6 protein-coding genes are annotated in these 5742 nt (G+C 34.1%); 1 reads left to right on the top strand and 5 read right to left on the bottom strand.

Going from position 1 to position 5742, the window contains the following annotated elements; all coding sequences use genetic code 11:
* Window positions 1-92 precede the first annotated feature (92 nt).
* The gene (locus BM329_RS13865; RefSeq protein ID WP_092554352.1) at window positions 93-311 is read right to left on the bottom strand and encodes an HP1242/YdcH family protein; all 219 of its coding nucleotides are present in this window, start codon (window positions 309-311) and stop codon (window positions 93-95) included.
* 279 nt (window positions 312-590) lie between these two features.
* On the opposite strand from BM329_RS13865, the gene eco reads away from it, so the two are divergent.
* On the top strand, window positions 591-1067 hold the full coding sequence (gene eco, locus BM329_RS13860; protein ID WP_092554349.1) for a serine protease inhibitor ecotin: 477 nt from the start codon (window positions 591-593) through the stop codon (window positions 1065-1067).
* Window positions 1068-1435: 368 nt separating this feature from the next.
* Here eco and BM329_RS13855 read toward each other — a convergent pair whose 3' ends face one another.
* The 4 genes from BM329_RS13855 to hemF form a co-directional block, all read right to left on the bottom strand.
* Window positions 1436-1672 (bottom strand): protealysin propeptide domain-containing protein, encoded by a 237-nt coding sequence (locus BM329_RS13855; protein ID WP_092554346.1) that lies wholly within the window; start codon window positions 1670-1672, stop codon window positions 1436-1438.
* A gap of 301 nt (window positions 1673-1973) precedes the next feature.
* Window positions 1974-3032: a M4 family metallopeptidase gene (locus BM329_RS13850; protein WP_092554343.1), complete on the bottom strand. Its 1059-nt coding sequence runs from the start codon at window positions 3030-3032 to the stop codon at window positions 1974-1976.
* Between the two features lie 233 nt (window positions 3033-3265).
* A complete protein-coding gene (locus BM329_RS13845) occupies window positions 3266-4318 on the bottom strand; it encodes a M4 family metallopeptidase (protein WP_092554341.1) in 1053 nt (350 codons plus the stop codon).
* A 245-nt stretch (window positions 4319-4563) separates the two neighbouring features.
* Complete coding sequence (hemF, locus tag BM329_RS13840; protein ID WP_092554338.1) at window positions 4564-5472, bottom strand: oxygen-dependent coproporphyrinogen oxidase; 909 nt, start codon at window positions 5470-5472, stop codon at window positions 4564-4566.
* Window positions 5473-5742 lie beyond the last annotated feature (270 nt).

Here is a 5742-nt window from a genome sequence, read left to right as displayed (position 1 = left end):
AAGGCCGGAAATCTGAGAGGATCCATGCTTCACCTCTCAATTTCAGCACGGTGCCAAGGGCTAAGTGATTGGGATGCGCTCATTACATTCTCCTACTTCAACGATTCTGCCTGCAAAATCCTTTGCATTTCATCTTTGATGTGTAGTTTTTCTTTTTTCAGACGTACAACTTTATCGTTGTAGCCAGTGCCATTTGGCCCTTCCAGTTGGACTATCTCTTGGTCAAGTCGGTTATGTTTTTCAAACAAAGATTGGAAACGGGGATGTGATTCTTTTAGATTGGATACTAAATCGCGATATTCTGGAAACATGAGACCTCCTAGACGAAATTTACTACTACACCGTAAGTGTAGCAGCCCATTGTAATCTGAGATTTGAGAGATATCACATAAAAAAATGTGGTACTATCTGTTCACTTAATCAACGATTAAAAAAATCGATTAAAAAAATCAATATTTATTCTAAATGAATAATTTTGTTTTTTACATAATTTATTTAAAAATCAGTGTATTGACAAAAAAGCATAATTCCCCCCAGTATTTTTGTTGTTATGATTCAATCTCCTTTTTAAATACAACCAGAGGTGATATATGAAGAAATATCTATTTCCTTTAGCTGCTTTGATGGTATCAACTTCTGTTTTAGCTGACAAAAAACTTGAAGATATCGCTCCTTATCCTGCTCCTGCTAAAGGCATGGTACGTAGTGTGATTGACCTTCCCAAGCATGAAAATGAAAGAAACTACAAGGTTGAATTGATTATTGGCAAGAGCATGCTGGTAGATTGTAACAATCACTGGTTTGGCGGCAACCTGGAGACAAAAGTACTGGATGGATGGGGATATAATTATTATAAACTGAATAAAGTCTCCGGCCCATTCTCAACAATGATGGCATGTCCAAGTCAGGAAAAAACAAGGAGTTTCGTTCAGGTTTACTTAGGTAAAGATGCGTTGATAAACTATAACAGCAAACTACCTATCGTAGTGTATACACCAAAATCAGTTAAAGTAAAATATCGTATTTGGCAAGCTTCAGATGAAGTCAATACAGCTGTAATTAAATAAGTCATTGAGCAGATATACCCGATAGATTTTGGGTCGCGGCCAACAAAGCTACAACTTGAAAGATTAAGGGTATAAATCAACAACCTGAGTTTTTTTATATTAAACTCAGGTTTTTTTATTTATATCAAAACAAGAAGATATTTTTATTTACCTGCCAGAAGCCACCCTATAAATCTTTTTCACAGTCTCAGTTATACACCCTGTGCGATTAAACGGGAATATCACCCGCAGCCGTGTAATACCGCCATTGCGTTCAGTAAAGCTCATGGGTTAATTACTTTAATAAACTAAATAATAAAGGGTTATTTTAAACCCTTTATTATAAAATCATATAATTTTTTTTGTAATCGCTCTGGCGTTAAAAAAACTCACTTTCTTGGGAGAGGATAGTTTTTTTGTACTTCTGAAATGGTTTTTTTATTATAAATTAAGGCGTTATCTTTATATTGAATAGCATCTTCCTTTACTGATTTCTTCATTAGACTATTAACATGATCCAATGTATTCAATATGCATTTTTTATCTTTTGAATCACAAGTTTGCGAAATATATTCCAGAAAACCAGGAGGGATTATACTTTTTTTACATGCTTTACTTTTACACATAATAATACCCTATTTATAAGTTATAATATTTGTATTTATTTCTACCCATACAAATATTAGCTAAACTAACAATATTAGTCACTACTAAAAATGTAAATTTTTTATAATGTGATCTTAATAAGTAAAATAACTAAATTCAAGGAGACAAAGGGATTGAATTTTATTGATGAATGACAGGATAATGGCGGGTTTAAAGAAAGATAAAATTTGAGTTAAGATAATATTAGCAATGTGAAAAAAATATATAAAAATAATCAAAGACTTTCATTAGCCTTTGATTATCAGAGGGGTATTATTATTTTCACAGTGGAACGCCGACTCGATTCCATGAATCAGTTACAATTTTTGAAATTTCCTTATCAAATAATTTTTCTGCATTGGCGGCAGTTAACACTGCAAAATCACTAAAGCTGGCTTTATGGGATAAACGTTTATCCAATAACGTTTCATACCAGATTTTTCCTGCTTGTTCCCATGCGTAACCTCCCAACCCGATTGCCAATAAATAAAATGCCCTATTTGGTATGCCAGAATATTTGTGAACACCTCCGTTGTCATCCTTGAAAGGCAAATCTTGATACTGATCCATATGACCTACCTGGTTATCTCTGGGGTTAGCGCTGCCAGGATTTTTGAATGAGCGTAAAGCAATATTGGGGTCATTGTCTGGATTGAGTGCAGGCCCAAATATCCCCTGTCCGATTAACCAATCAGATTCGTTGGCCTTTTGATTGTTTGCATACTGTTTTACCATAATACCAAATATATCAGAGATAGATTCATTCAGCGCACCAGATTGATAAGCATAATCAAGGCTTGCTTCACTTTCTGTTACCCCGTGGGTTAACTCATGAGCGGTAATATCAATGCAAGAGGTAAAGCAATTAAAGTAGGGTGCATAACCATCACCAAAAACCATTTGGTTGTTATCCCAAAATGCATTCATATAGTTTTTCTGATAATGCACAGTGGCTACTAACTTAATGCCTTGATTATCAATTGAGTTACGTCCAAATATTTTCTTATAGAATTCATATGTCTTACCAATAAAAATATAAGCTTTATTGGCTGCTGTATCAGAGCTTGTAGCCATTCCCTCACTTAAAATTAATATTTTTCCTGGGTAGTCGTCTTTACATTTAGCATTGTAAATAGTTCGATTTAGATGATGATCAAATCCTGGTTGATATCCAGGTATTAGAGTATCTATCTCGGGGTAGTTTTTCATTAAATGATAAACATGATTTAATGTTTTTAATATATAACCTTTGTCACTTTGACCACAAATTTTAACAACATATTCCAATATAGAGGGCGGTATTATACCTGATTTGTTTAATTTAGTTTGATGGTTTTGCATAAGAATACCCCGCTTTTAGATATCTTGTATATATACTTATAGGTAACATTATTAATTATTAATCTAAACAGTGGTATTTTCTACTTTTCGAAAATCTTTTGATTATATTTTAAATGTTAATTTATAAATATAATAAAGGGCTATTCTTAACCCTTTATTATTTTATTTTAAGTTTATCTTCTAGTTATAGTTATTAACCTTAATTGATATTGTATTAACTAAGATTTGTTTTTTTAAACCAGAACACCAACTTCCTTCCAACTGTTTTTAATAATGGTTGCGATTTTTCTATCAAATAATTTTTCCGCATTTTCGATTGTCAGCTCAGCAAAGTCATCAAAATCTGCATCTGAATATAATCGTTCGTCCAGCAACGTTTCGTACCAGATTTTCCCCGCTTTTTCCCAGGTATATCCACCCAGAGCAATTGCTGCTAAATAAAACGCTCTATTAGGAATACCTGATAAGATATGAACACCACCATTATCCTTTGAGAAAGGCATATATTCAAATTGATCCATATGACCTATTTGCTTATCTGCAAAAAAAGCTTCTCCTGGATTAATAAAGCTACGTAAAGCAATATTCGATTTATTATCTGGGTTAAATTTATAACCTAATAGCTCTTGTCCTAATAACCAATCTGATTCATCGGTTTTTTGGTTGTTGGCATACTGTTTAACCATAATACCGAATACATCTGCGATAGATTCGTTCAGCGCGCCAGATTCATAAGCGTAAAAAAGATTAGCTTCGCTTTCAATGACTCCGTGGGTTAGTTCATGCGCTATAATATCGATAGAAGAGCTAAAGCGATTGAAATATTTACCATCACCATCACCGAATACTATCTGTTTTCGAGACCAAAAAGCATTAAGATAATTTTCACCATAATGAACGGTGGCAATTAATTTCATTCCTTTGTTATCAAGGGAATCCCGGTTAAAAACTTTTTTATAGAACTCATATGTTTTACCCAGATGATCATAAGCCTCATTAACAGCAACATCAGAATGTTCAGCCATACCTTCACTTCGGGACAATTTTTTTCCTGGAAATATCTCTTTATTTTGAGCGTCATAGATAATTCGGTTTAATTTATCATAAGATTTGACTTCTTCTTCCCGAAAAGAAATATCATCTTCGATGGAAGTATTCATCAAGTTATTAACATGATCCAATGTTTTTAATACATATTGATTAGTGCATTCATCGCAATTATCAGATATGTACTCCAAAACAAATGGTGGGATTAAGCTGTATTTTTCAATTTTATTATTGTTCATAGTTATACCCTGTTTTTTTGTTATATGTTGTGTTTGTTTTTTTGGTCTGGATTGAATGTTACCTACAATTAACAAATGAGTCATTAGGGAAGGTATTAACTTTTTATGGCAGAGTATTGATAATGAGAAATGATAAATATTTTTGTCAATACTCTGATGCATTTTCAAAGGATTTTAAACAAAAGATTAAAATGATAGGAGTTTGAAACAGGAATATAAAAACTACTTTATATTCCTGTTATTAGTTATACCCAATCTTTCTTTATCAGAAATGAGGAATATAATTCGGATTCTGGCGAGTTAGGTTCTGGAGAGTAACCATATTCCCAGCGCACCAAAGGAGGTATAGACATTAATATAGATTCAGTTCTGCCACCACTTTGCAGACCAAAGAGAGTTCCCCTATCCCAAACTAAATTAAATTCAACATAGCGGCCTCGACGATATAACTGGAATTGTCTTTCACGATCACCCCAAGTGATGTCTTTTCTTTTTTCTACAATGGGTAGATAAGCAGATAAAAAACTATTACCGACAGCTTTTGTGAAATTAAAACAGGTATCAAAATCAGGTGTATTCAGATCGTCATAAAATAATCCGCCAATACCACGAGGTTCATTTCGATGTTTAATAAAGAAGTAGTCATCACACCATTTCTTGTATTTAGGATAAATATCATCGCCAAATGGTTGGCATAAAGTTTTGGCAACGGTATGCCAGTGAATGACGTCTTCTTTGAAACCATAATAAGGTGTGAGGTCAAAACCACCGCCAAACCACCATACAGGAGATTCGCCTTCTTTTTCGGCAATGAAAAAGCGTACATTTGCATGACTGGTTGGGACGTAGGGATTTAGGGGATGAATAACAAGAGATACGCCCATAGCTTGATAGTTGCGGCCAGCTAATTCCGGTCGATGAGCGGTGGCAGACGCAGGCATTGAAGTTCCCGTGACATGAGAAAAATTCACGCCGGCTTGTTCAAAAATATTGCCTGCTGTTAATACGCGGCTGCGCCCGTTACCACCTTCTTCTCGCTGCCAATAATCTTCCATAAAGGTTGAATGGCCATCAATTTGTTCTAGTTGCTTGCAGATTTTATCCTGTAATGAGAGGAAAAAACGCTTAACTTGAGATATATTAGGTGTATTCATAGCTAAATCATAACCGATTGATATTTAATGAATAAATCTCATTTTTAAATGAGGTGGTTTTTGTTTGTTTATATAATTGTTTATATATATACCCATTGGATTTCAAGATGCAGCGCGACGGCAAGGAGCGAATCCCCTGGAGCATAGATAACTATAGCAGAATCATAATACTGTGTCATAATACCTAAATCCCAATGACAAGGTAGAATTGAGATGGGTTACAGTCTAGATTTTCGAAGAAGAGTACTGGCATACAAAGACAAGCATGCA

The organism is Xenorhabdus koppenhoeferi (assembly GCF_900116635.1).
GTDB lineage: Bacteria > Pseudomonadota > Gammaproteobacteria > Enterobacterales > Enterobacteriaceae > Xenorhabdus > Xenorhabdus koppenhoeferi.
This window is presented reverse-complemented; position numbering and strand designations above follow the sequence as displayed.

Bases quoted from the DNA above. Each gene is read 5' to 3' on its own strand.
- BM329_RS13865 (WP_092554352.1), bottom strand. From the start codon at position 311: ATGTTTCCAGAATATCGCGATTTAGTATCCAATCTAAAAGAATCACAT.
- eco (WP_092554349.1), top strand. From the start codon at position 591: ATGAAGAAATATCTATTTCCTTTAGCTGCTTTGATGGTATCAACTTCT.
- BM329_RS13855 (WP_092554346.1), bottom strand. From the start codon at position 1,672: ATGTGTAAAAGTAAAGCATGTAAAAAAAGTATAATCCCTCCTGGTTTT.
- BM329_RS13850 (WP_092554343.1), bottom strand. From the start codon at position 3,032: ATGCAAAACCATCAAACTAAATTAAACAAATCAGGTATAATACCGCCC.
- BM329_RS13845 (WP_092554341.1), bottom strand. From the start codon at position 4,318: ATGAACAATAATAAAATTGAAAAATACAGCTTAATCCCACCATTTGTT.
- hemF (WP_092554338.1), bottom strand. From the start codon at position 5,472: ATGAATACACCTAATATATCTCAAGTTAAGCGTTTTTTCCTCTCATTA.